Origin of the sequence: Desulfovibrio piger ATCC 29098 (assembly GCF_000156375.1) — a bacterium.
In the GTDB taxonomy this organism is placed as follows: domain Bacteria; phylum Desulfobacterota; class Desulfovibrionia; order Desulfovibrionales; family Desulfovibrionaceae; genus Desulfovibrio; species Desulfovibrio piger.
Genome location: NZ_DS996353.1, coordinates 78713 through 105707, shown reverse-complemented (window position 1 = coordinate 105707; position 26995 = coordinate 78713). Strand labels below are relative to the sequence as shown.

General features: G+C 65.8%; 26 protein-coding genes. 12 read left to right on the top strand and 14 right to left on the bottom strand.

Annotated features, from left to right (window positions below):
* The first annotated feature begins 50 nt into the window (after positions 1-50).
* From DESPIG_RS02010 to DESPIG_RS01965, 9 genes are all read left to right on the top strand, one after another.
* Complete coding sequence (locus DESPIG_RS02010) at positions 51-314, top strand: PxxKW family cysteine-rich protein (RefSeq protein WP_006004419.1); 264 nt, start codon at positions 51-53, stop codon at positions 312-314.
* A gap of 156 nt (positions 315-470) precedes the next feature.
* Complete coding sequence (locus DESPIG_RS02005) at positions 471-1733, top strand: M20 family metallo-hydrolase (protein WP_006004417.1); 1263 nt, start codon at positions 471-473, stop codon at positions 1731-1733.
* Positions 1714-3645, top strand: a complete 1932-nt coding sequence (gene mnmG / locus DESPIG_RS02000) for a tRNA uridine-5-carboxymethylaminomethyl(34) synthesis enzyme MnmG (RefSeq protein WP_006004414.1) — start codon at positions 1714-1716, stop codon at positions 3643-3645. Before DESPIG_RS02005 ends, mnmG begins: the two co-directional genes overlap by 20 nt.
* A gap of 374 nt (positions 3646-4019) precedes the next feature.
* Positions 4020-4883, top strand: a complete 864-nt coding sequence (locus DESPIG_RS01995; RefSeq protein ID WP_006004410.1) for a hemolysin family protein — start codon at positions 4020-4022, stop codon at positions 4881-4883.
* A 1-nt stretch (position 4884) separates the two neighbouring features.
* Complete coding sequence (lnt, locus tag DESPIG_RS01990; RefSeq protein WP_006004408.1) at positions 4885-6429, top strand: apolipoprotein N-acyltransferase; 1545 nt, start codon at positions 4885-4887, stop codon at positions 6427-6429.
* A gap of 5 nt (positions 6430-6434) precedes the next feature.
* Positions 6435-7548 (top strand): peptide chain release factor 2 gene (gene prfB / locus DESPIG_RS01985; RefSeq protein WP_187119504.1). Its coding sequence is split into 2 segments (ribosomal slippage): positions 6435-6509 and positions 6511-7548, totalling 1113 coding nucleotides; the frame shifts between segments, so codons are not numbered across the junction.
* A gap of 189 nt (positions 7549-7737) precedes the next feature.
* Positions 7738-8013, top strand: coding sequence for an HU family DNA-binding protein (locus tag DESPIG_RS01980; RefSeq protein WP_006004403.1), 276 nt, complete (start codon positions 7738-7740; stop codon positions 8011-8013).
* Positions 8014-8050: 37 nt separating this feature from the next.
* Entirely contained in the window at positions 8051-8932 is an 882-nt protein-coding gene (dapA, locus tag DESPIG_RS01975; protein WP_006004401.1) for a 4-hydroxy-tetrahydrodipicolinate synthase, read from the top strand.
* A 230-nt stretch (positions 8933-9162) separates the two neighbouring features.
* Positions 9163-9864 carry a LexA family transcriptional regulator gene (locus tag DESPIG_RS01965; protein WP_006004397.1) on the top strand — a complete coding sequence of 234 codons (702 nt, stop codon included), beginning with the start codon at positions 9163-9165 and terminating at the stop codon, positions 9862-9864.
* Between the two features lie 546 nt (positions 9865-10410).
* On the opposite strand, the gene argF is transcribed toward DESPIG_RS01965, so the two are convergent.
* Positions 10411-11442 (bottom strand): ornithine carbamoyltransferase, encoded by a 1032-nt coding sequence (argF, locus tag DESPIG_RS01960; RefSeq protein ID WP_006004392.1) that lies wholly within the window; start codon positions 11440-11442, stop codon positions 10411-10413.
* A gap of 256 nt (positions 11443-11698) precedes the next feature.
* Here argF and DESPIG_RS01955 point away from each other — a divergent pair, with 256 nt between their 5' ends.
* Entirely contained in the window at positions 11699-13063 is a 1365-nt protein-coding gene (locus tag DESPIG_RS01955) for a histidine-type phosphatase (protein WP_050760240.1), read from the top strand.
* Entirely contained in the window at positions 13060-13443 is a 384-nt protein-coding gene (locus DESPIG_RS01950; protein ID WP_006004387.1) for a hypothetical protein, read from the top strand. Before DESPIG_RS01955 ends, DESPIG_RS01950 begins: the two co-directional genes overlap by 4 nt.
* Positions 13444-13677: 234 nt before the next feature.
* Here DESPIG_RS01950 and DESPIG_RS01945 read toward each other — a convergent pair whose 3' ends face one another.
* From DESPIG_RS01945 to modA, 6 genes are all read right to left on the bottom strand, one after another.
* Complete coding sequence (locus DESPIG_RS01945; protein WP_006004385.1) at positions 13678-14523, bottom strand: tetratricopeptide repeat protein; 846 nt, start codon at positions 14521-14523, stop codon at positions 13678-13680.
* 106 nt (positions 14524-14629) lie between these two features.
* The gene (locus DESPIG_RS01940) at positions 14630-15571 is read right to left on the bottom strand and encodes a DUF4037 domain-containing protein (RefSeq protein ID WP_246118384.1); all 942 of its coding nucleotides are present in this window, start codon (positions 15569-15571) and stop codon (positions 14630-14632) included.
* A 2-nt stretch (positions 15572-15573) separates the two neighbouring features.
* Positions 15574-16551 (bottom strand): DMT family transporter, encoded by a 978-nt coding sequence (locus DESPIG_RS01935; protein WP_081446794.1) that lies wholly within the window; start codon positions 16549-16551, stop codon positions 15574-15576.
* A 342-nt stretch (positions 16552-16893) separates the two neighbouring features.
* Positions 16894-17673 carry an ATP-binding cassette domain-containing protein gene (locus tag DESPIG_RS01930; RefSeq protein WP_006004379.1) on the bottom strand — a complete coding sequence of 260 codons (780 nt, stop codon included), beginning with the start codon at positions 17671-17673 and terminating at the stop codon, positions 16894-16896.
* Positions 17670-18359: a molybdate ABC transporter permease subunit gene (gene modB / locus DESPIG_RS01925; RefSeq protein ID WP_006004377.1), complete on the bottom strand. Its 690-nt coding sequence runs from the start codon at positions 18357-18359 to the stop codon at positions 17670-17672. The genes DESPIG_RS01930 and modB overlap by 4 nt, the downstream gene beginning before the upstream one ends.
* 199 nt (positions 18360-18558) lie before the next feature.
* Positions 18559-19341, bottom strand: coding sequence for a molybdate ABC transporter substrate-binding protein (modA, locus tag DESPIG_RS01920; protein ID WP_006004373.1), 783 nt, complete (start codon positions 19339-19341; stop codon positions 18559-18561).
* A 153-nt stretch (positions 19342-19494) separates the two neighbouring features.
* Here modA and DESPIG_RS01915 point away from each other — a divergent pair, with 153 nt between their 5' ends.
* On the top strand, positions 19495-20601 hold the full coding sequence (locus DESPIG_RS01915) for a TOBE domain-containing protein (protein ID WP_006004371.1): 1107 nt from the start codon (positions 19495-19497) through the stop codon (positions 20599-20601).
* 351 nt (positions 20602-20952) lie between these two features.
* Here the strand turns inward: DESPIG_RS01915 and DESPIG_RS13095 are convergent, their stop codons facing one another.
* From DESPIG_RS13095 to DESPIG_RS01880, 7 genes are read right to left on the bottom strand one after another with little or no spacing between them, the layout of a single operon-like run.
* Positions 20953-21696 (bottom strand): histidine phosphatase family protein, encoded by a 744-nt coding sequence (locus tag DESPIG_RS13095; RefSeq protein WP_006004369.1) that lies wholly within the window; start codon positions 21694-21696, stop codon positions 20953-20955.
* 1 nt (position 21697) lies between these two features.
* Positions 21698-22936: a DVU_1551 family NTP transferase gene (locus DESPIG_RS01905; protein WP_006004367.1), complete on the bottom strand. Its 1239-nt coding sequence runs from the start codon at positions 22934-22936 to the stop codon at positions 21698-21700.
* Positions 22918-24177: a DVU_1553 family AMP-dependent CoA ligase gene (locus DESPIG_RS01900; protein ID WP_006004365.1), complete on the bottom strand. Its 1260-nt coding sequence runs from the start codon at positions 24175-24177 to the stop codon at positions 22918-22920. The genes DESPIG_RS01905 and DESPIG_RS01900 overlap by 19 nt, the downstream gene beginning before the upstream one ends.
* Positions 24164-25624, bottom strand: a complete 1461-nt coding sequence (gene trsS / locus DESPIG_RS01895) for a radical SAM (seleno)protein TrsS (protein ID WP_040369049.1) — start codon at positions 25622-25624, stop codon at positions 24164-24166. The genes DESPIG_RS01900 and trsS overlap by 14 nt, the downstream gene beginning before the upstream one ends.
* Entirely contained in the window at positions 25617-26081 is a 465-nt protein-coding gene (locus DESPIG_RS01890) for a DVU_1555 family C-GCAxxG-C-C protein (RefSeq protein ID WP_006004356.1), read from the bottom strand. The genes trsS and DESPIG_RS01890 overlap by 8 nt, the downstream gene beginning before the upstream one ends.
* A complete protein-coding gene (gene trsM / locus DESPIG_RS01885; RefSeq protein WP_006004354.1) occupies positions 26078-26782 on the bottom strand; it encodes a DVU_1556 family methyltransferase in 705 nt (234 codons plus the stop codon). The genes DESPIG_RS01890 and trsM overlap by 4 nt, the downstream gene beginning before the upstream one ends.
* The gene (locus tag DESPIG_RS01880) at positions 26779-26994 is read right to left on the bottom strand and encodes a DVU_1557 family redox protein (RefSeq protein WP_040369047.1); all 216 of its coding nucleotides are present in this window, start codon (positions 26992-26994) and stop codon (positions 26779-26781) included. The genes trsM and DESPIG_RS01880 overlap by 4 nt, the downstream gene beginning before the upstream one ends.
* Position 26995 lies beyond the last annotated feature (1 nt).

The following is a 26995-nucleotide window of genomic DNA, read 5'->3' as shown; positions in this document are numbered from 1 at the left end:
TGCCCCATTCAGACTGAAACGAAAGCGCTTCGGCGCATGGAGGTATCGTTATGGCTGCTCTGCTTAATGCCGTGAAAACCGCCGAAGGCGTGGTTGTGAACGGTTTTGTGGTTTCCCCCATCATTGACAAGTGCGAAGGCTGTGACCGCATTCGCGAGTTTGAAGGCGAAAACTTCTGCTCCAGCTACGCCAGCCCCGCCAGCAAGTGGTCCGGTGGCCGCTGCAACTTCGCTACCCATGTGAAGGTGCAGGTCGCCGCCGCTGCCAAGGTCAACCCCCTGAAGGCGTCCAAGCGCGCCGCCAAGGGTCGCTAGACCATACGCGGCATGCGGGACGCGCCCGGCGCGAACATCCCGCACCGATTGCAATTTTCTGGCACATTGCACAGGGGAGGCTGTCGCGACAGCCTCCCTTTTGTCATTTGTCCGCAGGGGCACGCGAGGCCCCGGGCGGCTTCAAGGAAAAACAGCATGAACACAAGTTCGCAGGACAGCGCCCTGTCCCCCCTCCTGCGCTGGCTGGACCAGCGCCAGGACCGTGTGGCGGCCCTTCAGGGCGACCTGACCGCCTTCCGTGCCCTGGGCCCGGAAAACGGCGGCGAGGGCGAGCTGGCCAAGGCCCTGTATATCGAAGACTGCCTGCGCGCCTGCGGGGTGAGCGACATCCGCCGTCTGGATGCCGCCGACCCGCGCGTGCCCTCCGGGCTGCGCCCCAACGTGGTGGCCCGCATCCCCGGCCGCTCCTCCCGGACGCTCTGGCTTTTTGCCCACATGGACGTGGTGCCGCCCGGTGACCCGGCCCTGTGGCATTCCGATCCCTGGCAGGTGGTCCGGCAGGGCGACATGCTCGTCGGACGCGGTGTGGAGGACAACCAGCAGGGCCTGGTGAGCATGCTGCTGCTGGCCGAAGCCCTGCATGCCTGCGGCATCACGCCCGAACTCAGCCTGGGCCTGGTGTTCATGGCCGACGAAGAATGCGGCAACGACTACGGTCTGGCCCATGTGCTGGAGCGCCACGCCGCCCTGCCCGAAGAGCAGCGCTTCCTGCGTGCCGACGACCTGTACATCGTACCGGACTCCGGCTCCCCCACGGGCGCGGACATCGAGGTGGCCGAAAAGTGCCTGTGCTGGCTCAAGGTCGACATCAGCGGCGTGCAGTGCCATGCCTCCACGCCCCACAAGGGCCGCAACGCGTTCGTGGCCGGAGCGGCCGCCGTGCTGGCCTGCATGGAGCTGCACAAGGATTTTCCCCGCCGCGATGCCCTGTTCGATCCGCCCTGCTCCACCTTCGTGCCCAGCCGCCACGACGGCAACGTGCCCAGCGTCAACATCCTGCCCGGGCATGACTGCTTTTATGTGGACTGCCGCCTGCTGCCCGGCGTGGAGCCCGAGCATGTGCTGGACGCCGCCCGCCGTCGCCTGACGGCCGTGGCTGAGCATCACGGCGTGCGCATCGACGTGGCCATCGACCACTGCCAGCGCGCTTCGGAAACGGCTGTGGACAGCCTCGTGGTCGCGGCCCTGCGCCGTGCCGTCACGGACATCTATCAGGTGGAGGCCCGTCCCGTGGGCATCGGCGGCGCCACCGTGGCCGCCCTGCTGCGCCAGCAGGGCCTTCCCGCCGCCGTGTGGAGCTGCATCGACAGCACCTGCCACCAGCCCGACGAACATTCTTCCATCACCGCCACCCTCAAGGACGCCCAGGTGTTTGCCCATGTGCTCATGCAGCGCTGAGAACCGTTTTGACTGTATCGTGACCGGCGGCGGCCATGCCGGTTCCGAAGCCGCCGTGGCCCTGGCCCGTCTGGGCCTGAGCGTGCTGCTGATCTCCGGCAATGTGGACCGTCTGGGCTATCTGTCCTGCAACCCGGCCATCGGTGGCCTGGCCAAGGGCCACATGGTGCGCGAGATCGACGCCCTGGGCGGCATGATGGGCCTGTGGGCCGATGCCGGGGGCATCCAGTTCCGCACCCTCAATATGAGCAAGGGCCCGGCCGTGCGCGCCACCCGCGCCCAGATCGACCGCGAGGCCTATCAGAAGGTCCTCAAGAAGACCCTGTTCTCCACGCCCGGCCTGCGCATCTGGCAGGACTCCGTGACCGAGGTGCTGGAAGAGAACGGCCATGCCTCCGGCGTGCGTACGGCCCAGGGCCTGACCTTCCATGCCCGGCATGTGCTGCTCACCACCGGCACGTTCCTGGCCGGCCTCATCCACATCGGCCTCACGCATCTGCCCGGCGGCCGTCTGGGCGATGCCCCGGCCACGGGCCTTTCCGACAGCCTGCGCCGTCTGGGCCTCACGCTGGGCCGTCTCAAGACCGGTACCACGCCGCGCCTGCTGCGGGCGTCCATCGACTTTTCCAAGCTGGAGGAACAGCCCGGCGATACCCCGCCGCCGCGCTTCAGCTTCCGCGGTCCCGGCCCGGTGCTGCCGCAGGTGCCCTGCCACATCACCTGGACCAACGAGGCCGCCCATGCGGCCATCCGTTCCGGCTTCGACCGCTCGCCCCTGTTCACCGGGGTCATCCAGGGCACGGGCGCCCGCTACTGTCCTTCCATCGAGGACAAGGTGGCCCGCTTTCCCGAGCGCGAACGGCACCAGATCTTCCTGGAGCCCGAAGGTCTGGACAGCCCGGAGGTCTACGCCAACGGCATCTCCACCAGTCTGCCGCTGGACGTGCAGCAGGCCATGATCCATGCCATCCCCGGTCTGGAGCATGCCGTCATGGTGCGCCCCGGCTACGCCATCGAATACGATTATGCCAACCCGGTGCAGCTGCACGGCACGCTGGAGACCAAGGCCCTGCCCGGTCTGTGGCTGGCGGGCCAGATCAACGGCACGTCCGGCTATGAAGAAGCCGCGGCCCAGGGACTGTGGGCGGCCCTGAACATCGCCTGCCGGGAAAAGGAGCTCGATCCCTTCGTGCCCGGACGCGATTCCTCGTACATGGCCGTGCTGGTGGACGACCTGGTCACCTCCGGCACCGAGGAGCCCTACCGCATGTTCACCTCGCGGGCGGAGCATCGCCTGCTGCTGCGCGAGGACAACGCCGACGTGCGCCTGACCCCGCTGGGCCGCAGGATCGGTCTGGTGGGCGAGGAGCAGTGGCGTCTTTTCAACGACAAGATGGAACACGGCCATGCGGTGCGACGCCTGCTGCAGCAGGTGCGCGTCCAGCTGACCGACGGCGACGATGCGACGCAGACAGCTCCGGCAACTCCGGAAGAGACGGAACTGCGCGCCGCGCTGCGCGGCCGGACGCTGGAGGAGGCCCTGCGCCGTCCCGACATGGATCTGGAGCGCCTGGCCCGCATCTCGGCCCCGCTGGCCGAAGCCCTGGCCGATCGCGACCTGCGCGATCTGGAGACCGTCCAGGTGGACGTCAAATACGCGGGCTATCTGGAACGTCAGCGCGAGCTCATCGCCCGTGCCGCGCGTCTGGAATCCGTGGAGCTGCCCGCCGATCTGGATTACCGGCAGGTGGCGGGCCTTTCCCGCGAGGTGGAGGAAAAGCTGGACCGCGTGCGGCCCCGCAACCTCGGCCAGGCCGGGCGCATCTCCGGTGTGACCCCGGCGGCCGTGGGCTGTCTGGAGATCCATCTGCACAAGCTGGGCCTGCTACGCGGCAAGCGGCAGTCCCTCTGATGCCTTTCCCGGGACCTGCGGCCCAGCCGCGGGTCCCCTTTTTGTGCCGCGCACCTTTGCCTGACAAAAGGAGGATGCGCTGTTGACGTTGGGGAATGTTCCCCGTTATCCTGAGAGGACGGGTGCCTTTTGTACGCATGTGCCTTGAGGCCGCGCTGCACACACACCGGCAGGGCTCGTTTCCCTGCCCCGGGCGCGGCATCCGTTCCCGCGTCCGCCCGGACGCATCCACGGTACGGCGGGACATCCCGCCGCCTTCGTGACCTGTGTTCCCGGCGGCGTTCCCCCTCACCCCAGCCCGTGCCCCAGCACGGCGACATGCCTTTGCCCGGCGCCGGTGCGGCGCGCAGGCAAAGCCCTTCTAGGAGGCTGTTTTGGACGGTGGTTCCGACTGTCATAGTAGCAATGGCACCATCTGGTCGCGTCTGACCCGCTTTTTCGGACGCGAAGACGATGAATCCCTGGAAAAAGCCATCATCGAAGCCCGTGCCGACGGCGAGGTGGAGCCCGACGAGGAGTCCATGCTCCTGGGCATCCTGCGCTTCAACGACCTGCAGGTGCAGGACACCATGACGCCCCGCACCGACATCGACTGTGTCCCCGAAGACATGCTCCTGCCCGAAGTGGCCAGGGTCATCGTGGAGTCGGGCCATTCCCGCATCCCTGTCTTCCGCGACACCCGGGACAACATGGTCGGCATGCTCCACGCCAAGGATATCCTGAGCTGCCTGCTGGACCCCAAGATGGCCGACCAGCCTGCCAGTGCCATCATGCGCGAACCGTTCTTCGTGCCCGAGACCAAGCCCATCCGCAACCTCCTGCAGGAATTCCGCGCCAGCAAGCAGCACATCGCCATCGCGCTGGATGAATACGGCGGCACCTCGGGCCTGATCACCATCGAAGACCTGCTGGAAGAGATCGTGGGCGACATCGAGGACGAACACGACGCCCCCCGCGAGGAGGACATCCGTCCCCTGGGGGCCCATGTCTACGAACTCACGGGCCGTGCCCTGCTGGAAGACCTTGAAGAACTGGGCGTGGACCTCAGCTCCGACGAAGTGGACACCATCGGCGGCTATCTGAGCATGGAAGCCGGCCATGTGCCCGCCCCCGGCGAGGTCTTCATCCTGCGTGGCTGGCGTTTCGAAGTGCTGGATGCGGACAAAAAGCTCATCCGCCACCTGCGCATGGAACCGGCCCGGGAAAACACGCCCGAGGCCTCTGAAACGGAAGACTGAGATGCGTGACGCCTGGTTGCGTTCCACCCCCCTGGGCCTCGGCCTGGCGGGGGCTGCCGCGTTGTGGCTGTCGTTCCCCAACGGCTGGATCTCCCTGCCGCCGCTGGCCTTGTTGCTGCCCCTGTGCCTGGCCCTGCTGGGCAGTTCGGCGCCCTCGGCGGGCGCGGCCCTACGTCGCGGCTGGCTGAGCTCCATCGTGGGCATGGCGGCCGTGCTCTACTGGCTGACCATCCCCATGGCCACTGTGGGCAACCTGCCCATGGCTCTGGCGGCGGTCTGCGCCGTGCTGGTGGCCACCTGCCTGGCCAGCGCCGGCGGCCTGTTCAGCCTGCTGGCCCATGCCCTGCGCGGGCGCGGCCCTCTGGCACAGGCCTGGTTGCTGGGCCTTGCCTGGTATTTTCTGGAATACGCCTATGCGCTGGTGGCGGGCTTTCCCTGGCTGCCCCTGGGCGGCGCCCTGGCGGCCTGGCCCCTGTGGATACAGGCTGCCGACGTGACGGGCGCCTACCTGCTGGCCGGTCTGTGGGTCACGGTGATCCTTTGCCTGCGGCACTGGCGCCGTCCTGCCTGCGTAGGCACCGGCCTGCTACTGGCCGCCCTGCTGCTGGGGTACGGTGCCTGGCGCCTGCACACCACGCCGCTGGAAGCCGATCCCCGTGGGGACGACAGCGTGGCCGTCCTCTTTGCCGAAGGCAACATCGACCAGAACCAGAAGTGGGTGCCCGTCTACCAGCGCCGCACGGTGGAGACCTATCTGCGCCTGACGCAGGCGGAACTGGCGCGCCACCCCGGCGAAAATCCCCTCATCGTCTGGCCCGAAACGGCCCTGCCCTTCAATTTCGACAACAACGGCATCCTGTCCGCGCTGGTGCGCAACCTGGCCCGCCAGGCCCAAAGCCCCCTGCTGACCGGCGTGCCCGGCTTCCAGTATGACGCCGCGGGCAACATGCAGGTCTTCAACCGGGCCCTGCTCCTCGATCCCTCGGGCAATACCGCGGGCCATTATGACAAGGAGCACCTCGTGCCCTTCGGCGAATACGTGCCGGAGTGGCTCAACTGGAACTTCCTTGCCGACCTGCTCCAGGAGGTGGGCGTCTACACGCCCGGCCATTCCGCCGCGCCCTTGATGCACGGGGACCTCCGCCTGGGCATGCTCATCTGCTACGAAGCCGTCTTCCCCTGGCTGGCGCAGGCCCGTGTGGAACACGGTGCCAACGTGCTGGTGGACATCAGCAACGACGGCTGGTTCGGCCGCTCTCCGGCGGCGCTCCAGCATCTGTACCTCGCCTCCCTGCGCGCCGTGGAACAGGGGCGCTGGCTGCTGCGGGGCACCAATACCGGCATTTCCGCCATCATCGACGCCCGTGGCCGCGTGACCGTCCGCGGGGGCCAGTTCGAAGAAAACACCCTCTGGGGGCGTGTGCGCCTGCAACAGGGGGCCACCGTCTATCACAAGCTCGGGCTCTGGCTGCCGCTGGCCGCCGGACTGCTCTGGCTCGGCATCTTCTGGGGCACGCGTCGCCCCTCACCTTCAACCCTTCGATAGTTCCCATGTTGCAACTCAGTGATCTTCGTGCCCGTTGCCAGCCTCTCGACCAGCGTTTCGACAACCTTTGGGGGCGTCTTTGACGTCGCTGCCAGCGAACAGCGTCTTGCCGCCATCGAAACGGAACTTTCCCGCCCCAATGCCTGGGACAATCCTGAAGCCCTGACCCCTCTGCTGCGCGAAAAGCGCCAGCTGGAGGATGAGGTCGCCCGCCTCAACGCCCTCAAGACCTGCCATGACGACATGCACGAATGGCTGGAACTGGCCGTGGAAAGCGGCGAGGACGAGGCCCTGGAATCTCTGGCGAAGCAGCAGGACAGTCTGGACGCCCTGCTGGACGAGACGGAACTGGTCATGCTGCTCTCCGGCGAGGAGGACAACCAGGACGCCATCCTGGAGATCCATCCCGGTGCCGGCGGCACGGAATCCCAGGACTGGGCGGAGATGCTGCTGCGCATGTACACCCGCTGGGCTGCCCGGCGCCACTTCACCGTGGAAGAGCTGGACTACCTTCCCGGCGATGAAGCCGGCATCAAGAGCGTGACCCTGCGCATCTCGGGCCCGCACGCCTTCGGTTTCCTGAAGAGCGAGCGTGGCATCCACCGCCTGATCCGCATCTCGCCTTTCGACGCTTCCGGCCGCCGCCACACGTCCTTTGCTTCCGTGGACGTCATGCCCGACGTGGGCGACGACATCCAGCTGGACATCAAGGAAACGGACCTGCGTTTCGACACCTTCCGCTCCAGCGGCCCCGGCGGCCAGAGCGTGAACACCACCAGTTCCGCCGTGCGTGTGACCCACATCCCCACGGGCATCTCGGCCCAGTGCCAGAACGAGAAGTCCCAGCATCACAACAAGGAAGCGGCCCTGTGCATCCTCAAGGCGCGCCTGTACAACCTTGAGCTGCAAAAGCGCGAAGCCGAGCGTGCCGCCCAGTACGCGGGCAAGGACGCCATCGCCTTCGGCAGCCAGATCCGCACCTACACCCTCCAGCCGTACCGCCTGGTCAAGGACCACCGCACCAACAGCGAATGCGGCGACGTGGAAGCCGTCCTGGACGGCCAGATCGACCAGTTCCAGCACGACTACCTGCTCTACAGGCACGAACAGCAGCGCTGATAGCGCCTTTATGGCCCGGAAAAGTGCGCCTGCCCGCAAAACAGGCATTTTCCGCACTTTTCCGGGCATATTTCCCTGCCATTTTCTGCCCTGCAACTTTACCTCGTCCGGCAAAAAGGATAGGATTCCTTATCATAACGACTGGCATCCTTTTTACCAACGCTCTCCTTTCACCGACGAGGAGGAACGATGAACAAGAGCGAACTCATCAAGGCCCTGGCAGAAGAAAGCAATCTTCCGTTCGATGATGCGTCCTTGGTGGTGAACACTTTCATTGATGCGATGAAGGATTCGCTCATCGCTGGCGACCGTATCGAGATCAGGGGATTCGGGAGCTTCAAGATCAAGGAATACAGCGGCTATGCCGGGCGCAATCCCAAAACCGGCGAAAGTGTCTCTGTCGTGCCCAAACGCCTGCCCTTCTTCCGTGCCGGGAAGGAGCTCAAGGAATATATCAACCAGTAACCGCAGTCCCATTTAGCCCAGTTCCAAGGAGTGGACCATGCAATTTTTCGGTGCCCTGACCGCCCTCGTCACGCCGTTCAAAAACGGCGCCGTTGATGAAGCCGCCTATCGCGAATTCATTGAATTCCAGATCAGTGAGGGAATCCACGGCCTTGTGCCTTGCGGCACCACCGGCGAATCGGCCACGCTCTCCCACGAAGAGCATGAACGTGTCATCGAGATCTGTATCGACCAGGTCAAGGGTCGCGTGCCCGTCCTGGCCGGTGCCGGCTCCAACAATACCATCGAAGCCATCCGCCTGACCCGCTTCGCCCAAAAGGCCGGGGCCGACGGTGCGCTGCTGATCACCCCCTACTACAACAAGCCCACCCAGGAAGGTCTGTACCGCCACTTCAAGGCCATCGCCGAAGCTGTCGACATGCCTCTGGTCCCCTACAACGTTCCCGGCCGTACCGGCACCAACCTGCTGCCTGCCACCCTCAGCCGCCTGGCCCATGAATTCCCCAATATCGTGGGCGTGAAGGAAGCCACCGGCGACATGAGCCAGTGCAGCCTGATCATGGAACAGTGCCCCAAGGGCTTCAGCCTGCTTTCCGGTGACGACTTCACCGCCCTGCCCCTGATGTCCATCGGCGGCAGCGGCGTCATCTCCGTGACATCCAATATCGTCCCCGGCAAGGTGGCCGCCATGTACAATGCTTTCGCCAAGGGCGACATCGCCACCGCCATGGGCATCCATCATGACCTCTTCGTCCTGCATCAGGCCATGTTCATGGAAAGCAACCCCATCCCGGTCAAGACCGCCCTGGCTCTCATGGGCCGCATGACCGACGAGATGCGCCTGCCGCTCTGTCCGCTGACCGACGAACATCTGGAACGCCTCAAGGGCGTCCTGGCTTCCAAGGGACTGCTTGCCTAGTCCGGCACATCGTCTTGAAGCCCCGCTCCGGCGGGGCTTTTTTCTTGCCCACTGACCGGAAACCATACCGGGCAGCCCCTTTCCAGCCTGCCGGTACCTGCGCCCCCCAAAAAGCGGCCCGCATGGGTGAGCGCCCGCATCCCGCCTGTCCGGTCTTGCCGCGGCTTGCCTTCCCCCTGCCCTGCTGCTAGCATGATGACGTTTTCCATACTGTGCCGAGGAGATCATCCATGACCGATTCCCGTTCCGATCCGACAATCGTGCAACGCCTCATGCAGGCGCTGGAGGCGGATACCGCTGTTGAACTGGCCCGGGCCCTGGGCCTGCCCGTGACGGATGTGGAACAGGCACTGGCCAAAGGCCAGGTCCCGGACGAATGGGTCCGCATCTGCGCCGCGGAAACAGGCTGCAATGCCGACTGGCTCTTCTTCGGCCGTGGCCCCATGCGCCTCCCGCTGGTGGAGTCCGGCGCCATGCCCGCCTGCCTCATGCTGGAAGATGTGGATGACGATGTGGACATGATCACCGTGCCCCTGGTGGTGGCCCGCCTGTCCGCAGGTTCCGGCAGTCTGGAAGTCAGCAACGAGCAGGAGGGCGGCTATGCCTTCCGCAGCGACTTTTTGCACCGCAAGGGCAATCCCCGCCGCATGGTGCTGATGCGTGTCTCGGGCGACAGCATGGTGCCCGAGATCCAGGACAACGACCTTGTCCTGCTGGATCAGGGCCAGACCGAGATCGTCTCCGGGCGACTCTATGCCATCGGCTTTGAGGATGCCATCTACATCAAGCGCATCGACCTGCTGCCCGGCCAGATCGTCCTGCACAGCACCAACCCCGCCTACCCTCCCGTGACCCTCGATCTGAGCGGCGACTGCGCCGAACAGTTCCGCGTCATCGGCCGCGTGCTCTGGTCCGGCCGCGAATACCGCTAGCCGCGTATCGCGCATCCATATTTTTCAAGGGGAGAGGGGGACTTTTTCCAGCGGAAAAAAGTCCCCCTCTCCCCCTTCCCCCTCACCCTTCAAAAACCGCTGTCACGATCCCTGTGACGCTGGTGTCACGCACAGGACGGCCCCGCCTTCCCATCCCCGTGTGCAGATGAAAAAAGCGCTTTGCGCGGCAAACGGCCAGACTTCCTGACCCGAAACGCGCACGGCCCTTGCGGGCAGAAAGAATCCGCGAGGGGCCGCCATGATGTGTCCGGCAAAACGTCCTGCAGGCTGTGGCGATGAGTATGGGAAGGGATGCGGTGTCAGTTTGCGGAACCACATGCAAGGGCTGCTGTACCATCCCGGTACGGGACAGCCGCTGCCGTATGCCGCATAAAAAATAAAAGAGCGTGCATCCATTGCGGATGCACGCTCTTTTATTCATGAAGTTGTTGTCCGGTCGCCGGCCGGCCCGCCATCCATGCCCTCCCGGAAAAGAGAGGCGCCGTCACAGGGCGGGAAAAGGCTGCGGGCCGGTCACGGCACGGCTTACAGGCTGCCCTGCTTCACAAAATCGTCCGGCACGTCGGCCAGCGTGGCCACCATGACGGCCTTGATGGTGTGCATGCGGTTGGCGGCTTCGGCAAACACGAGGCTGTTGGGCGATTCGAAGACTTCGTCGCTCACTTCCATGCATTCCAGACCGAAACGCTGGTACATCTTCTCGCCGATGATGGTGTCGCGGTTATGGAAGCTGGGCAGGCAGTGCAGGAAAGCACAGCGCTCATTGCCGGTCTTGCGCATCATCTCGCTGTCGATACGATAGGGGGTCAGCAGGTTGATGCGTTCCTGCCAGACATCTTCCGGCTCGCCCATGGAGACCCAGACGTCGGAATACAGGAAGTCGCAGCCCTTGACGCCGCTGTCCACATCTTCCGTGCGGGTGATGCGGGCACCGGTCCGTTCGGCGATGGCGCAGGCCTGTTCGTAGACCTCGTCGGAGGTCCACAGGGCCCGGGGCGCCACGCTGCGGAAATCCAGGCCCAGCATGGCCGAGGCGATCATCAGGGAGTTGCCCATATTGTAGCGGGCATCACCGATATACGCCATGGTCTGGTCCTTGTAGGGCTTGTCGCAATGCTCGCGCATGGTCAAAAAGTCCGCCAGGATCTGGGTGGGGTGCCATTCGTTGGTCAGGCCGTTCCACACCGGCACGCTGGCATAGCGGGCCAGCTCTTCCACGATGCTCTGCCCGAAGCCGCGATATTCGATGCCGTCATAGAAACCGGACAGCACGCGGGCCGTATCGGCCATGGATTCCTTTTTGCCGATCTGGGAGCCGGAGGGGCCCAGATAGGTGGTATGGGCACCCTGGTCATGGGCCGCCACTTCAAAAGAGCAACGGGTCCGGGTGGAATCCTTTTCAAACAGCAGCACGATATTCTTGTCCAGCAGGAACTTGGGCTCGCGCTTTTCCTGCTTGGCTTTTTTCAGTGCGGCGGCCAGATCCAGCAAGTAGATCAGGTCTTCGGAAGTAAAGTCCGTTTCCTTCAAAAAATCTCGATTGGTCAGTCTGCTCATGCCATGCTCCACCCTTTCGGGTCGTTGCTGAAACTCTCTCCGCCTGCGCCGCCCGGCGGCTTTCGGCCTGTCCGCAGGCCGTTTTCCTCTACAGGTGGAAAGCAGGAATCTAGCAGCGCCGGGCCGCTTTGTCCATGCCCGAACGCCTGTAACATGAACGTCACATCCTCGTTCGGAAGAGATGCGGACACCTTCGCGCAAGACATTGCCCCCGGCATCGTTTGCGCTTATGCTACCATCAAGAAAGGAGATCCTCATGCGAACCTGGACATGCCTCGCCGGACTGCTCGCCCTGCTCCTGGGCCTGATGCCCTGTCCGGTGTCTGCTGCCCCCTCCGCCTACCACCTCAGCAAGGTCGTCATGCTGACACGTCACGGTGTCGCGGCCCCTGCCGACGACAACCAGCTGCCCCGAATCACCGGCAAAGCCTGGCCGCAATGGCCTGTGGGGCCCGGCCAGATCTCGCCGCGCGGCGCCCAGCTGCTGACGGCCCAATGGGCCTCCCTGCGTGCCCTGTACCTCCAGGCCGACCTGCTGCCGGCGCAAAAGACCGAATCCCGGGTGTTCGTGCGTGCGGACAACACCCCGCGCAGCCGCGGCACTGCCGAGGCCCTGTTGCAGGGCCTGACGCCGGGCACCCTGCCCGCCTATGCCGTGGTGAATCTGGATCCCGATCCTCTCTTCGAGCCCGTCCAGGCCGGTCTTGCCATCTTCGATCCGGCCGAAACCGCCCTGGCCATCCTGGATCACATCAACGGGGACTTCTCCCAGTTCTGGGAAAGCCTGGGCGAGCCCATGTCCCTGCTGGACCAGCTCGCAGGTCCCCTGTCCGCCGAAGCCTGCAACAGCATCAACCTGCCCGGCGGCTGTCGCCTGTCCGACATGGTCCCCACCATCTCCATCATGGACATGGGGCGCCGTGTGGAGATACGGGGCGGCCTCGGTCTGGGATCGACCCTGGTGGACCTGCTGGTGCAGGAGTACGCCCAGTGGCCGCAGCAGGAGGCCGCCTGGGGCCAGGCCAATGCCGCGGCCCTGCGCAAGCTCCTGCCCATCCGCAGCGAGATCTTCAATGCCCTGCACCGCACGCCGCTGATCGCCGGCATCTACGGCGGCCCCCTGCTGCGGGACATGGCCCTGGCCCTTTACAGCCAGCATGCCGACCCGCGCCTCAACGAGGCCAAGTGCGCCGTTTTTGTAGGCAACGACAACAATCTGGCCGCCATCGGCGCCCTGCTGGGCATCGACTGGCAGGCTTCGGGCTTCCCTCCCAATGCCCTGCCGCCCGGCACCATCCTGGCCATGGAACTGTGGGAAGGCCCCGGCAACGACAGTGAAGTGCGTTTCCGGGTCTTCATGCAGAGCCTCGATTTCATGCATGCGCCGCTGAGCGTCACCACGGCCAGCGGCTATCAGACCGCCCCGGAAAGCTACGGCCCGGCCCTGCTGGAAGCCCATGTCACGCTCGATGGCCAGAAGGACGGCCCGGTCATGAGCAGGGAGCTTTTTGAACAGCGTGTCCGCGGTGCGCTGGAAGGCCGTGGCCTGCCGCGCATCACCTTCCTGCCGGAAATGGTCTCTCCGCAGGCCCCGGCACCTTCCCTTCCCGTACAGCCATGACGAACGACGAAAAAAAGACCTTGCTGCAACAGCGCTATGCCGAACTGGATGATGAGAGCCTGTGCGCGCTGGAACGCCACAAGCTGACCGAACAGGCCCGCGAGCTCTTTGATGCGGAACTGGCCCGCCGCGGCCTCGATCTGGCCGCCTACGAGGCACGCCATGGCGACAGCCTGTACCGGAGCCGGACGGCCCTGCGCCGGAGGCAATGGCGTGGTGTGGGCCTCAAGGCCATCCTTGCCGGGATCATTTTTGCCGGGGCCGCGTTGGTCCGGCAACAGTATGGTGCCAGTCTGGATGCCATGGAGGCCCTGCCCGTAGCCGCCGGTGGCCTGGCCCTGGTCATCCTTGTGCTGGCCTTTGCCCTGCGTCGCCGCTGAGGCGCCTGTCCCAGTCGGCCAGGGGTGCATCAAGGCTCCGGGGCCCCTGAGCCGCCTGTGTCCTGTCTGCGCTCCGGATCGCTGACCTGACCCCGCGCCCAGATAATCCTGCCGCCAGGCGCAACGAGCAGCCCTACCGCAGGCAACTTTCCTTCCCGTACAAAAAAACGGGGGAATGCCGTGAGGCACTTCCCCGTTTTTATTTTTTGTCGGTCGCAGAAAATATATGGCCGGCTAGTCGTCGCTGACCTGGGGAGCTGTCCCCGGCGCCACCATCTTCAGGGCATGGCGGCAGATCTCAAGATTCTTGCGGTAGCCTTCGATGTCCGGTCCGGTGGTATGTCCGGCACGGGCATAGCAGTCCAGGGCCTCCTGCAGGGTATCCACGGCTTCCTGCCACTGGCCAGCCGTTGCCAGGGCCACGCCCAGGTTGCCCAGGGAGAAGGCCGTTTCCGTATGATCGCCCAGCAGTTCCTTGCGGATGGCCACGGCCTGACGGTGCAGGGCGATGCCCTGTTCCAGATCACCACGCTCTTCGTGGATGCGTCCCAGATTGTTCAGGCAGGTGGAGACATCCATACGAGACTCGTCGCCGCTCTGCTTCTCGAACACGTCCCGGGCCTTGAGCAGCAGCGCCTCGGCCCCGTCCAGATCCCGTTGCATGTACAGGCAGGCCGAAAGACGCAGCATGGCCCCGGCCACCAGAGGATGATCTTCCCCAAAGGCGGCACTCAGGCCGTCCACGGCTTCGCGGCTCACGGCGATGCTCTTTTCCACCTGTCCGGCAGCAAGGTACAGGCGCCCCAGGTTCTGCAGAGCACCGCACGTGGCGGGATCCTGCACGCCCTGCCGCTCACGCAGCAGGCTCACGGCCGCCTCGATGGCCTCGATGGCTTCGTCCTGGCGGCCCTGCTCGAAGACCGCACGCCCCAGCCCGTCCAGGGCCAGAGCCTTATGCAGGGGATTGTCCGTCCCCTTGTCCAGCAATTGACGATACCGGCTCTCGGCACCGGCAAGGTCACCGGCAGCCATCAGCTTGCCAGCGGCACGGATCTCCTGGATCCAGCTTTTCGCATCCATGTTTGCACTCCTGAAAATATCTCTTCTGCCGGGCTGTGTGCGCAGACGTCCGGCCATGCTGGCCCCATGTTGCCAAAACGGGCAGCCGGTCGCAACCGTCTGCCCGTCAATCCCGCAGCAGATCCATGCGCAGGATCTCCACCGTGCGCACCTGCCGCATCACTATCGGCCCGTGCAGCCACAGCCAGCTGTCCTGCTCGTCGCTCAGCCCCTGACGCCGCAGCTCTTCGGCCACAAGGGCACAGATGTCTTCCACGGCCGCCACGGCTTTCTGTCCTCCGGCCTCGGTCGTCAAGGGAGCCGCTGCGGCCTCTTGCAGGGCCGCACACATGTCGGCACCCAGCCGCGGCAGGCCCTGCACGGTGCGCCAGGCCCATTTGTAGAACGGCAGGTAGCGCCGGTTCAGCAGACAGGCCAGGGAAAGGGCCGCCTCGCTGAAGCGCCCCAGGGCCAGCATGGCGCCGATACTGTCCCCGCGCTCAAGGCAGCGCGGCAGGTTGTACTGACCGGCCTGCGCCATCTGCATGCAGCGCGTGGCCATTTTTTTCAGGTGCAGGTCCCGGGGAAAATAGTCCAGCAGGGTCGTACGCCAGGCACTGAAACGACCGGACCCGTCGAAAAAGACCTCGCCATTGGTGCAGGTGGCCAGACCCCACTCCTGCATGCCCAGCCAGTGACGCCAGTCGGACGGCGGCGTATCGCGGCCGGTGAAGCGGGCATAAAAAGCCTCCATGGCCAGGGGCCCTGTCCGTCCCATGCGCCGTTCCGGTGCCATGCGGCAGGGAAAGCCCTCGAAGGTCCCGGGCAGCAGGCGCAGGACGTCTTCCAGCCGCTGCCCGTGCCGGGCCAGGTCTTCCCGTGAAAGCCAGATGCAGAAGCCAGGCCCCCAGTCGTGATCCCGTGACGTGGCATCGTCAAAGCCCAGACATTCCGAGCCCTCCCCTGCCAGCCCCACGGCGCACAGGGGCAGGATATCGCCCGCCTGCTCCTGCAACAGGGGCAGACAGGCCTCGAAATAGCGCCGGGAAAGTTCCAGTCCTTGCATCATGATCATCTCCTTGAGGCGGTATCCGCCGACTGTCCGCATCCCTTGCCGTCAGGCCGGGGCACAGCATGCCGCTGCCCCCACAAGGCCACGATGAAGATACCGCCGAGGATGGCGGCCGAACACAGCACAAGACGCAGGGTGATGGGCTCGCCCACGAAGACCACCGCCCCCAGGGCCGTGATGACGGGCACGCTCAGCTGGGCGGCGGCAGCGGCAGCGATACTGTAACAGGGCACCAGTGCATACCAGAGGATATAGCCCAGGGCGGAGGCCAGGGCCCCGGCGCACAGGGCCAGCACCACCCCTTGCGGCGGCAGGGAAAGCCGCCACCATAGGGCCAGCATCAGCACCAGGACCAGGGGGACGCAGCGGATGAAATTGTCGGTGGTGGCCTCCGCCGCATGGCGGAATTTGCGGCCGCACAGGCTGTAGGCCCCCCAGGCGGAACCGGACACGAACATCACACAGGCCGCCGGCAGCGGCGGCGCTTCCAGACCGGGCAGCAGCAGGACCACGAGCCCGGCCATGGCCATGCCTATCCCCAGCGTCTGCCCCAGATTGGGCCGCTGTCCCGCGTGGATGCCGTAGCCGATCATGCTGGTCTGCACGGCCACGGCGATGACCAGGGCCCCGGCCGCGGTGGGCATGCTCACATAGGCGACGGAGAACGCCAGCATATAAGTGAACAGCGCCAGCGCCGCGCCCCAGCTGCCCTGCCCCCGCCAGTCCGGCACCTGTCCGTGACGCCGCTGGCGCCACCTGTGCAGGACAAAAAGCATCAGGGCGCCGGACGTCATGCGGATGGCCGTATAACTGACCGGATCCATGCCGTGATGCAGCATGGCAAGACGGCACAGGATGGAGTTGAGGGCAAAAAGGGTCATGCACAGCAACGTCAGGAGTGCCAGCGGCAGGCCTTTCTGCCAGACGCGGCGTGCTGCGGGCCCCGTACCCGGTATGGATCGTTCCGAATCCGTCATCTTTTCCCCCTGGCGCCACGAGCTGACGCCACGGCTATTCAAAAGAAATCTTTCATAAATGACAAGCAAAATCCGTACCTTCTGCAAAACCATGCGACAGGATTGGAGAAATTTTTCCATCTCTTCTTCCCGTGGCGCAGCGATGCATCCTTCCGCCTCTCTCCGGGTGCAGGACTGCAACAAAAAAGCCTCCCGAAGGAGGCTTTCCGACAAGGGCCTATCCCTTAAGGGATGACGGCAAACAAAGATCCACATGCGGGCATGCGCCTGCCGGACAGCAAAGTCCCCTGGCGGCATGACGCACAGGCGTCCTGCCGTCCGGGAAGACGGCCCCGGTCCGGGCTACTGCCCTGCGGCCCGGGCGCTCTCCGCCTGCATCTCCTGTTGTAGATGGCGCAGGCAGTCGCCCGCCGATGCATACCCCCGGCGCAGGGAAGCATAATCCGCTATCATGCGGGCCCGTCCCCGGTGATAGGTGACCAGGGTCCCGGCAAAGGCATCCACATCTTCCGGGTCATGGCTGATAATGACGGCGGGGATGGCGAATGCGGCAAGGATCTCCTGGATCTCGCCGCGCAGGCGCTCGCGCAACAGGGGGTCGAGCGCGGAAAAGGGCTCGTCCAGCAAAAGGAGCGACGGACGTGTCCCCAGGGCCCGCGCCAGCGCCACACGCTGCTTCTGCCCGCCGGATAGATTGCCGGGATACAGGCGGGCCAGATGAGCGATGCCCAGACGCTCCAGCAGGTCCATGGCCCAGGCGTGCTGCTCCCTGTTCAGGCGCCAGGGCAGCAGGCCCGTGCCGGCATAGGCCACGTTGTGCAGCACGCTCAGATGCGGGAACAGGGCGTAATCCTGGAACATGTAGCCGATGCGCCGCCGCCGGGCAGGCACACAGATGCCCTGCTCGCTGTCATAGAGGACGTTCCCGTCCACTACGATGCGGCCGGCATCGGGCCGGACCAGACCGGCAAGGCAATGCAGGGTCAGGGTCTTGCCCGAACCGGACGCGCCGAACAGGACGAGGGTACGGCTGTCCTCCGGCATTTCCAGATGGATGCCCAGATGGAAGGGCGCTTCCCTGCCGGGATCATCGAACGATTTTTTTATATCCAGAAAGATCATGCGCTGCGCCGCCTTCTTTTGTATTTGACCAGCACTTCGGCGGCCATGAGCAGGGTCACGCACAGCCCGGACGTCACCAGCACCAGCAGGGTCGCCAGGGCGTCGTTGCCCGCCTGGAAGGCATCGTAGATGGCCAGGGCCAGGGTCTGCGTCTTGCCGGGGATGTTGCCCGCCACCATCAGGGTTGCGCCGAATTCGCCCATACCGCGGGCGAAGGCCAGCATGAGCCCGGCAAAGATGCCCTTCCAGGCCAGCGGCAGGGAAACGGTCAGCAGGATGCGCAGCTCCGAGGCCCCCAGAGTGCGCGCGGCGTTCTCCAGATGCGGGTCCACCTGTTCCAGGGCCGCGCGTGCGGATTTGTAGAGCAGCGGAAAGACCACCACGGTGGCGGCCACCACCGCCCCCTGCCAGGAAAAGATGAGCTGCAGGCCAAGATCCCGAAACGCCGGGCCCAGCAGACCGTTACGGCCCACGACGAGGATCAGGTAATAGCCCAGCACCGTGGGCGGCAGAACGAGGGGAAGCGTGCACAGGGCATCCAGCAGGGCCGGCAGGGGGCCGCGGCGACGGGCCAGACGCCAGGCCACGAAAAGCGCGGCCAGAAAGGAAAGCGCGGTCGCGATGCCCGCCACCCGCAGCGAGAGCAGGAGCGGTCGGGCAAGATCGGTAGGGACAAGGTATTCCATGCGGTATCCGGACAACGATACCGGCGAAGGGGCAGGCCCGGCCGCCGGCAGGGAGAAGCAATCCGCGCTCCGGCCACAGGCGGTATTACCGGACCGGAGGCATGCAGCGCAACATGCCGGACCCGGACATGCAGGAGTCGGGACATGTCCGGGCCCGGTGTGAACAGGACGGCAGCGCCCGCAACGCCGCCATCAGAATCTACGGCTTGGAGAAGCCGTAACGGGCCAGGATCGCCTGTCCTTCGGGGGAAAGGGCGAAGTCCACGAAAGCCTGGCCCATGGCAGCATTGCTGCCGGTGGTGGCTACGGCAATGGGATAGGTGACAGGCTTGTGGCCCGTGAGCGTCAGGCAGACATCGACCTTGTCGGCGCGCTGCTTGGCATCGGTGGCGTAGACGATGCCGGCATCGACTTCACCACGGGCCACGTAATCCAGGACCTGCCGCACACTGTTGCCGTAGATGAAGGAGGGCTGGAGGGTCTCCCAGAGTCCGGCGTTCTTCAGGGCATCACGCGTATACCGGCCCACCGGCACGCTTTCGGGCGAACCCACGGCGATGCGCTGGGCCTTTTTGAGTTCGGCAAGGCTGCCGAACTTCTTGCCCTGGGCGGGCACGATGAGGACGACAGTGTTGCTGACGAAATTCTTGCGGCTTTCAGGCTTGATGAGCTGGGCTTTCTGGGCCTTGTCCATGGTCTCCTGGTCGGCGGAAGCGAACACGTCCACCGGCGCCCCTTCCTGCATCTGCTTGAGCAGCGGGTTGGAGGCGGCAAAATTGGTGTGCACGGTCAGGCCCTGATGGGACTTTTCAAACGCGGTCTTGAGTTCCGCAAAGGCATTGGTCAGGCTGGCCGCCGCGGAAACGGTCATCTCCCCGGCGGACACCGTCACGGCCTGCCCGCAGCTGAGGGCCAGGACAAGGGCGGCCACGGCCAGGGACACGCTTTTGGTACAGGCGGAAAGCACTCGTTCAAACAACATACAAGCCTCCTTGGCTTTTTTATGTTCTTGTCATGATGCACTTTACGCGCCTTCAGGAGCAGGGCAAGGCAGGCACGGATTATACGAAAAGCGCGACAACTTGTAACATCTTATGATACAAGTTATTTTAAGGAAGCTTCAGGGAGGTTTTCTATGGTTTCCACGCAAAAACGTGAAAAACTTAGTACTTTACTGCACAGTCTGGAGACGGAAGACAGGAAATGGCTGCAACAGAAGCTCATGCGCCAGGACAACGCCAGCCTGCTGCGTGACGAAAAAGGCCTGAGCGACCAGGAATTGCTGGCCGCCGAATCCTGGTACTGGCAACAGTACGCCGAATCGACCAGCATGCGGGCACGCCGGGCCCATGCCCGCTTGTGGTGCATCTTCATGCTCTTGCGCTATGGCGGCCTGCGCCTGGTGGAAGCCCTTGCCCTGGAACTGGGGCACATGGACTGGGGCGCCGGGCTCATCCACATCCAGGGGGAACATGCCCGGCAGGTCCCCCTGCCCGCCACCCATTGCCGCCGCCTGCGCCAGATGATGGAAGACCCCGCCCTGTTCACGCCCAGCGGCGCCCTGCTCCACTGCGATGCCAGCTATGTGCGCCGCAGCCTGCAGCAGTGCGGCAACGCCTGTGGCCTGCCCGCGGGCCTGCTCAGCGCCCGCAGCCTGCGCCAGAGCCGCATCCTCGAGCTTGTCCGCCAAGGCCTGCCCGCCCCTGTGGCCGACATGTTCGCCGGGCGCAACCGGCGCCAGCAGTCCGGCAGCATCCGCTACAACCTCAAGGCCGCGCAGACCCTGCTGCGTGAGCATGTCCAGCGTACCAGCGGCCTGCGCACCAGCGCCCGAAACGTCTTCCATGGCCGCATCGAACAGCTGCGGGCCTCGGGCATCATCGTCACCGTGGTCCTGTGCACGGCGGGCGGCCTGCGCGTCACGGCCATGATCACGGACGAGAGCTGCAAGAGCCTAGGGCTTTCCAAGGACATGCTGGTCACCGCCAGCATCAAGGCCCCCTGGATCATCATCGAGCCCGACCAGGGCCAGGACAAGCCCCCCGTGGCCACACGCAACTGCTTCCGGGGCACGGTGGAACGTGTGCGCCAGGACGAGATGCTGGCCGAGATCCTGGTCAACCTGCCTGACGGCAGCCAGGCCTGCGCTCTGCATGTGCGCGGTGAAAGCCCCATCCCGCCGGTGGGCAGCAGCGTTTGGGTCATCTTCAAGGCCCTGTCCGTCATCCTGACCCTGGATTAGGAACGACGGCCGGGGCTTCCGGCAGGAGGCCCCACCGCTCTGCGCCCCTGTCATGGGACAGCGTCACAGGCTTGCCCTGTGGCGTCCTCCTGTTGCGCAGACGCAAAGCTCTTTTCCTTCAAACGTCTTCCCCTACGCTCCGCCATCCAGAGCGTCTCCACCTGACAGCGGCATCAGCGCAGCCAAACAACGTCTTGTGAAAATTTCCCTGCCAGGCGCCCATATCCGGCAGCCCACCTCACAACTCTTTTACCAAGAGCCCACAGGGACGGGCGCAGGTCTGCATACGCCTTGTTCTGTCATCCTCCCGAGCGAAGAGCCCTGGGAAAGACGGGTGGGGGACGCACGCTTTCAGCGCCAGCTGAAGGAAGTCTCTTCCCCCAAAAATTCCTTTCCCGGCAGCCAGATACGGCAGGCATAGTGCTGGGGGACGCGCATCACCTCGGCCAGCGGCAGGGCCAGCCAGTGGCACAGCAGGGTACGCAGCACGCCCGCATGGCTGACCAGCAGCAAACATTCTCCGGGATAACGGGCCTGCCAGCGTTCCACACAAGCCATGGCGCGCGCCTGCACTGCGGCAAAGCTCTCTCCCTGCGGCGGCACGAAGCCCGCCATGTCAGTCCCCCTGGCCGCATGGCTGCCCGGCCAGCGGGCTTCCACTTCGGCTATGGTCAGGCCCTCCCACAACCCCAGCGAGATCTCGCGCAGTCCCGCATCGGGAAAAACATCTACGGCATGGCCCCGGGCACGAAAGACGTCCTGCACCAGCCGCGCACTTTCCCGGCAGCGGCCCAGATCCGAACAGATGATGTGTTGCGGCACACAGGGGCCATACTGGCCGGTCCTCCCTTCTCGTAACGCCCCTCTCTCCGCTGCCTCTGCAACCGCCGTTTGCGCATGTCTGCCCTGCCCGGTGGCTGCGGCAGCAGAGGGCGGCAGCCCGTTTGCCGCATCGCATTCCGCCAGCAGGGCCCGGGCGGCCTGCCGTATCTGTCCCCGTCCCGCCTCGGTCAGGGCGATGTCGCGCGCGCCCACAAAGCGCCGCTCCGGGTTGGGCAGCAAAGAACCGTGACGCAGCAGCCAGAGCCCCTCCATGCTATACCTCTTCCGCCAGCGGGCACGGCGGTGTCCAGAGAGACCGCCGGGCATCCAGCATCTGCGCGCGCGTATTGATGTCCGCCGCATCCAGCACTTTCCGCGCCAGCTGTGCGGGGTCACGCCCCAGCTCCACGGCCAGCCGCCGTTCCAGGGCCAATGCCCGGTCGCGCCGCCCTTCGATACCGGCCCGGGCGCCCGGATCAGCGCCGAACTCTTCCAGTTTCTGGGCAAAACGTTGGGCCACCGGCACCCAGATACCGCCCCGGCAGTATTTGTCCGCCAGATAGACCAGCTCGTGCGCACCCAGCTTTTTTTCCGCCGGGACGCTCTGGTCCCTGTGGGCCGCCACGATGGCGGCCATGCGGGAAAACCCGAGACGGGCCAGCAACCGCCCCCCGGCGGCCTCATGGCCATGCACGCCCTTGCAGATATCGTGCGTCAGGCCGGAGGCCAGCGCCAAAGCCGTCTCCACGGGATCCTCCTCCCCACGGGCCTCCGCCAGGGCTCCGCACAGGGCTTCCGCCACCCGGCCTACGGCCAGCGCATGGCGCAGGCCCCGCTCCGGCACACCGGCCTGGAGCAGCAGGCCCTCGGCCTCGTCCCGCGTCAGGGCATCGTGGCCGGCGGCCATGGTCTGCAGGATCGCGTACTGTTCGGGAGTATCCATATCCGGCAGCATGGCGGCATCGGCCACCGGTACCTGACGACAGGGAACAACCGCCAGCGCACCGCGCAGGCCATCATGTCCGTCATGGGCAAGGATGGCGGGCACAAGGGAAAGGGGCAGGAACACGGGATGCCCCGGCTCGCCACAGAACGCCGCCTGCAGGGCCGTCCCCGGCAGGACGTCCGCGGCCCGCAGCAGGGCCAGCAGCGTCAGGCGCCGGGTCAGGGGCACGTCCACAGGATGGACGAACACGCCGCCCTGCTCCGGCTCCACGCCCTCCGCCCGGGCCTGTTCCAGCACGGCACGGAGCCCCGCACGGATGGAGGAGAACATGCCGTCTTCCGGGCGGGGATTGCGGACAGCGCGCAGGCCCCAGCCGGGTGCCGCCGGCTCCAGCAGCCCCGCATGATGCCCGGTGACCACGAAGCGCTGCCCGCAAAAAGCGTACATCCGGGCCAGCCGCTCCAGAGCACAGCACTCCCCGTCCGGGAAGGGCAGCGGCAGCAGGGCCTTGCACCGTCCCATGCGGGACGCCGCACCGGCAGCCAGTATCAAAGCGTAATGGCGCATGACCTCCTCTCCTCGCTCCCCCCTTTGCGGGGATGCGTCACTCGAAATCCCTGTCCATCATACTCGATGCGCCCCAGCACCGGCCCCAGCCGCGGCAACGGACTGCCGCAGGCACAGGGCCCGTCCAGCAGGCTGGCCATATCCCCCGTACGGTAGCGCAACAAGGGCATGGCCCGCCGCTGCAATGTGGTGATGACCAGTTCCCCGGTCTCGCCCGCAGGCAGGACCTTGCCCGTCACAGGATGGACTATCTCCAGCAGCAGGTCCAGGGCCCGCACATGCCGCCCCTCACGGCAGCGGCACTGCACGGCCCCGGCAAAGGCGCTCTCCGTGGAGCCGTAATGATCCAGCACAAGGCAGTCCCAGCTCTGCTCCACCTGAAGGCGCAGGCCGGGATCCAGCCAGTCGGCGGCGCACAGGGCGGCGCACAGGCCCGGCGGCGTCTGGGGAAAGGCACGCCACAGGCACTCCATCTGGCGGGGCAGGAGCACGAGCCCCAGACCGGCGGGCGCCGTGGCCGCAAGCGCCCGCCAGGCGGCACGCACAGCCGCCAGACGGGCCGCCGTCCCTTCCGGGGCCTGATCCGGCACGCACAGCAGCAGGTCGGCCAGTTCCATGCAGGCCGTCACGCGCACCCCCTGCGGCGCCAAGCTCCCGGCCAGCAGATCCGTGATACCCCGCGGACGGTGGGCGCCCGGCAACAGCACGGCCACATGCTGCCCTGCCGATACCATCTGGGCCATGCCCACGGCAAAGAAATCCCGCGTGCGCGCCAGCTCGGCATCACTGAAGGCCAGCCGCTTGGGTGCGCCCGTACTGCCGGAGGTGCTCACCGTGACCATGCGTGCCACCTCGTCACGCGAGACACAGAGCAGCGCCTCGCCGGGACGCAGGTCGTCGGCCGTGGTGAACGGCAGCTCCGCCAGCTCGGAAAGATCGCGCAAAGGACGCAAGCCCGCCGCGGACCAGCGCCCGACCCCCATCAGGCGCTGCCGGTACAGGGAGCTGTGCTTCGCCATATGGCACAGATCGGCATTGAGCAGCTCCAGCTGGCGTGCCCGCACCGCGGCGGCCAGCTCTTCGGGGTGCGTCGCGCCGCACTCCGCCGCCAGCCAGGCATCCAGCCCCAGCGCGAAAGGGCCGGGGTGTTCCAGGGCCTGCCGGACGGCCGGGGGCAGGAGCGACAGCGCCTGTGCCCTGCTCTGCGCTTTCGTCGCGGGATTCGGACTAGATGCTGTCATCTTTCCTCTCCCCGCAAGCCAGACGCTGCGAATAGAGCATCCGGCCTTCCGTGGACGTGAGGTTGTGGAGGCAGAAAGGGATCATGCGGCCATCGGGGCGCACCACATGGATGCAGCAGCCGCGCACCCGCTCCACGTCCAGAGAGAGCGCGTCCTGAAAGGCCATGCAGGAAAGGGTGAAACGCTGTTCGGCCCCGGCACGGGCCAGGAAACGGCCGAAGTCATCGGCCAGCGCCGCCTTGCCCTCGTCCCGGGGCCTGTCGTCACCGCGCCAGTGGCTGGCCACGAACTGCCGGGACTTGCGCGCCCCTTCGGCCGCCGGGATCGGTAGCTTGTCCACGGCAGGGCCGCAGCAGGAACGGGCCGCATCAGGCAGCCAGCGCAGAGAGGGGCTGCCGTCCGCCGCCTTTTCCCGCGCATAGAGCGAACTGAAAGAACAAAGCGAATGTTCGCAGCCCGGCGGATGGAAATGCTCCATGCGCAGCCACTGCGGGGCCTGACGGCACAGGGCCGTCATCACATCGCTGAGGGTGAAGCGAAGGCCGTCTTCCAGCCGCCCGGGATAGCGGCCGAAGCGAGCCACGGGCTGGATATGCAGCCCGCGCACGCCGGGGCCCAGCTCCAGCGCCAGACGCAGCAGGGCCCCCAGACGGTCGTCATTGACGCCCCGGGCCACGGTGGCCACCAGCACCACGCCCAGACCGGCGGCCGTGCACCGCTCCACGGCCCGGCGCTTGACCGCCAGCAGATCCAGTCCCCCCGGCAGGGCCACGGCCCCCCGCAAAGGCAGACACCCCTCCAGATCGGGGCTGTCCCATTGCAGATAGACGGAATCCAGCCCGGCCTCGCGCAGCTTTCGGGCATAGCCCTCTTCCAGTCCCAGCCGCAGGCCGTTGCTGTTGACCTGCAACAGACCGAAGTCTCGCTCCCGGGCCATGCGGATGATGGCGGGCAGATCGTCGCGCACGGTGGGCTCGCCGCCGGAAAGCTGGACATTGCAGCCCGGCGAGGCCCGGCGCAGACTGTCCAGCTGAAAGCCCACGGTCTCCAGGGAAGGATCGTCAGGTACAGCGCCGCCGGCCGCCGCATAGCAGATGGGGCAGGCCATATTGCAGCGCAGGGTCACTTCCACCAGTCCCGTGCAGGTATGCTGAGCATGGACCGGGCACAAACCGCAATCATAGGGACAGCCGTGCCGGACCGCCGTGCGCGGCTCACGCGGATACGAGGGCGTTTTGGGCCGTGGCCAACCGTCGAAACGCGGCGGGGTGACGCCCCCTTCCGTCCGGTCGTGCCAGATGTCCACGGCAAAGGTACCGTGTTCCGGGCAGGTACGCTCCAGAAGGATGTTCTGCCCCCGCCGCACATAGCGGGCATCCAGCCGTCGCAGGCAGACAGGGCACAGGCTCTGGGTCTCGTGCAATATCTCCACATCTACCTCAGGCATGGGCCATGAAATCCAGATCGTAGGTCTGGATCAGTTCCAGGATCTTTTCCCAGCATTCGGCCAGCAGGTCGCCGCAGGCCACGGGATCGGGCTCCGCGCTCTCCCCCGTACGCGCTCCCAGTCCTAGCGCCACCTGTTCGCAGGAATGGCCGCCATAGGCCGCCGTACGCTCGTAGAACCAGCCGGCATAGTCATTGAGCAGAGGAGCCAGCATGGGATGGGGCTCCTCGCCTTCCGCGCCCTTGCCCGCCAGCAGGGCCAGCACACAAGCCCCGCCCGTGAGCAGGCCGCAAGGCCCGCCGGACTGGCCGATGCCGTGACAAAGGCCGTGCAGGGCCCGCACCAGATCCGGCACTTCCCTGCCCTGGGCCTGCACCAGCAACTGCACCAGCAGCTGGCTGCAACAATAGCCCTGCCGCACCAGCGGCAAAAGATCCATCATCAGGGGATGCATCATTCCTCCTTTTGCGCGATCCAGAGCGCATAACCGGGCCGGGCCGCCGCGCCGCCGCAGTCGGGACCGCACAGGCCCCATTCCTGCAGGCTCTGCCTGTCGCCATACCAGACCAGCGCCGCGGCCAGACGGGCCAGGGCCGGGCTGGCATCCTCGAAATGTCGGACAGTGAAGCCCGCCCCTTCGCACAGCGCCGTCCACTCCGTACGGGAGCGGGCCCCGGCCGCACAGCCGGCGGGCTGCGGTACAAGGATGCCCTCTTCCCCACGTCGGTACAGATCGCTGCACGCCAGCAGGCCGCCCGGCCGTAAGACGCGCCGGGCCTCCCGCAGGAAGGCCGCCGTGTCCGGCAACACGGACAGCACGCATTCGCACAAAATCATGTCCAGCACGCTGTCCCGCAGGGGCAAGCCGGCGCAGGCATCGGCCACCAGATACGGCAGTCCCCCGGCCTCTGCCGGTGTTTCCGCCCGCCACTGGGGGCGCAGCACGGTATCCAGGCCCCAGACCTGCCTCCCCTGCTGCCGCAGATGGCGCACGCTGCCGCCGGGCCCGCAGCCCACGTCCAGGATGCGGCCCTCCGGCCCGGCATCATGCCAGCGCCGCCCCAGGACCAGCAGCCTGTCCGTGATCTCCGTCCCGCCGGGCCGCCAGTGCTCGCCCGCGATACGCCTGAATTCCGGCCGGGTGTAGAGCTGGCTCACTTGTCTTCCAGAAGAGCTTCCACTTCCAGCATCTTGCCCTCGGCCAGCGACTTGGGCACCATGGTCAGCCCGCATTGCGGACAGCGCGGCAGCATGACGTCGAAAGCGCTGTTGAGGTAAAAGACCTGCACCTTGCCCTGTTCCAACGGGCAACCGCAACGGCCGCAGGTCCAGCTGCCGCCATCCGGTTCATAATTGGGACCGATACTCATC

Bases quoted from the DNA above. Each gene is read 5' to 3' on its own strand.
- DESPIG_RS01940 (WP_246118384.1), bottom strand. From the start codon at position 15,571: ATGATGCAAGGACTGGAACTTTCCCGGCGCTATTTCGAGGCCTGTCTG.
- DESPIG_RS02005 (WP_006004417.1), top strand. From the start codon at position 471: ATGAACACAAGTTCGCAGGACAGCGCCCTGTCCCCCCTCCTGCGCTGG.
- DESPIG_RS01965 (WP_006004397.1), top strand. From the start codon at position 9,163: ATGACCGATTCCCGTTCCGATCCGACAATCGTGCAACGCCTCATGCAG.
- DESPIG_RS01980 (WP_006004403.1), top strand. From the start codon at position 7,738: ATGAACAAGAGCGAACTCATCAAGGCCCTGGCAGAAGAAAGCAATCTT.
- trsS (WP_040369049.1), bottom strand. From the start codon at position 25,624: ATGCCTGAGGTAGATGTGGAGATATTGCACGAGACCCAGAGCCTGTGC.
- DESPIG_RS01945 (WP_006004385.1), bottom strand. From the start codon at position 14,523: ATGGATGCGAAAAGCTGGATCCAGGAGATCCGTGCCGCTGGCAAGCTG.
- lnt (WP_006004408.1), top strand. From the start codon at position 4,885: ATGCGTGACGCCTGGTTGCGTTCCACCCCCCTGGGCCTCGGCCTGGCG.
- DESPIG_RS01935 (WP_081446794.1), bottom strand. From the start codon at position 16,551: ATGACGGATTCGGAACGATCCATACCGGGTACGGGGCCCGCAGCACGC.
- DESPIG_RS01900 (WP_006004365.1), bottom strand. From the start codon at position 24,177: ATGACAGCATCTAGTCCGAATCCCGCGACGAAAGCGCAGAGCAGGGCA.
- DESPIG_RS01890 (WP_006004356.1), bottom strand. From the start codon at position 26,081: ATGATGCATCCCCTGATGATGGATCTTTTGCCGCTGGTGCGGCAGGGC.
- mnmG (WP_006004414.1), top strand. From the start codon at position 1,714: ATGTGCTCATGCAGCGCTGAGAACCGTTTTGACTGTATCGTGACCGGC.
- dapA (WP_006004401.1), top strand. From the start codon at position 8,051: ATGCAATTTTTCGGTGCCCTGACCGCCCTCGTCACGCCGTTCAAAAAC.
- DESPIG_RS01950 (WP_006004387.1), top strand. From the start codon at position 13,060: ATGACGAACGACGAAAAAAAGACCTTGCTGCAACAGCGCTATGCCGAA.
- DESPIG_RS02010 (WP_006004419.1), top strand. From the start codon at position 51: ATGGCTGCTCTGCTTAATGCCGTGAAAACCGCCGAAGGCGTGGTTGTG.
- DESPIG_RS01930 (WP_006004379.1), bottom strand. From the start codon at position 17,673: ATGATCTTTCTGGATATAAAAAAATCGTTCGATGATCCCGGCAGGGAA.
- DESPIG_RS01955 (WP_050760240.1), top strand. From the start codon at position 11,699: ATGCGAACCTGGACATGCCTCGCCGGACTGCTCGCCCTGCTCCTGGGC.
- DESPIG_RS01915 (WP_006004371.1), top strand. From the start codon at position 19,495: ATGGTTTCCACGCAAAAACGTGAAAAACTTAGTACTTTACTGCACAGT.
- DESPIG_RS01880 (WP_040369047.1), bottom strand. From the start codon at position 26,994: ATGAGTATCGGTCCCAATTATGAACCGGATGGCGGCAGCTGGACCTGC.
- DESPIG_RS13095 (WP_006004369.1), bottom strand. From the start codon at position 21,696: ATGGAGGGGCTCTGGCTGCTGCGTCACGGTTCTTTGCTGCCCAACCCG.
- DESPIG_RS01905 (WP_006004367.1), bottom strand. From the start codon at position 22,936: ATGCGCCATTACGCTTTGATACTGGCTGCCGGTGCGGCGTCCCGCATG.
- modA (WP_006004373.1), bottom strand. From the start codon at position 19,341: ATGTTGTTTGAACGAGTGCTTTCCGCCTGTACCAAAAGCGTGTCCCTG.
- argF (WP_006004392.1), bottom strand. From the start codon at position 11,442: ATGAGCAGACTGACCAATCGAGATTTTTTGAAGGAAACGGACTTTACT.
- modB (WP_006004377.1), bottom strand. From the start codon at position 18,359: ATGGAATACCTTGTCCCTACCGATCTTGCCCGACCGCTCCTGCTCTCG.